Annotated in this window: 1 pseudogene; it reads right to left on the bottom strand. The window is 64.1% G+C overall.

From position 1 onward, the window contains the following. Positions 1-133: pseudogene (locus IF89_RS50110) on the bottom strand (IS701 family transposase); the annotation flags it as partial. Between the last annotated feature and the right edge of the window lie 656 nt (positions 134-789).

Below are 789 nucleotides of genomic sequence, written 5' to 3'. Positions count from 1 at the left end.
CGCCCGCCGTCCATCAGCAGACCACGCAGGTAGATCGACCCCACCAACGCTGATCCGCCCGCCCGAACGGCTCGCATACCTCCGCCGCGAAATCCTCCACGTCACACCGGACCGCCGCCAACTCTTCAGCCAACGCACCCGATCAACGACCCAGCCAATCAACCGGACACGCCACCGGCGATCGAACCCGACCAAGCCCTACTACCTGAGCACCACGAAACCCCAGGTCACACCCAACATCTGAAGTCCCTATCGAACACGGAATGGTCACTTTGGTGTTTTGCCTGGTCAGCGGTTTGGGGTGGGGAGGGAGCGGGGTGGTGCCGGGCGCGGGACGGGCTCGTTCGGCCCGTCCCGCGAATGAGTGCCCGCGGCATGTGTTGTCACATCGGCGGACTCTGGCCTGGTGCCGTCGGCGCCATCGCTACTGGTCGGGCGGTGGTTCGCCGAGCTGACGAACAAACGGATACAGCGAGGCGTCCACAAGACCGTCCGAGCCCGGGAGCAGGGCATCCGCGGTCGCCGCATGGAACATCGACCCAGCCCTACATCTGGACGGAAACCGCGGACGAAGTCCTCGAACGCCTCGCCTCGTATCTGAACAAACTTCCCGACTCGGAAGATTAGTTCGAGAAGGAGTGCAATTCTACCCGGTCAGAAGCCTCTGCCCGTGGCGAGGCTGCCACGTGCCACGAGGGCTGCGGTCAGAAACTGTCCGTCCGGGAACTCGCCTGGCGCGACAGATGCCACACCTGCTGAGACGCTGACCGCTGATGATGTTATGCCGGG

Origin of the sequence: Streptomyces sp. NRRL F-2664 (assembly GCF_000719345.1) — a bacterium.
Taxonomy (GTDB): domain Bacteria; phylum Actinomycetota; class Actinomycetes; order Streptomycetales; family Streptomycetaceae; genus Streptomyces.
The sequence above is the reverse complement of the archived record's forward strand: the minus strand, read 5'-3'. Positions and strand labels throughout refer to the sequence as shown.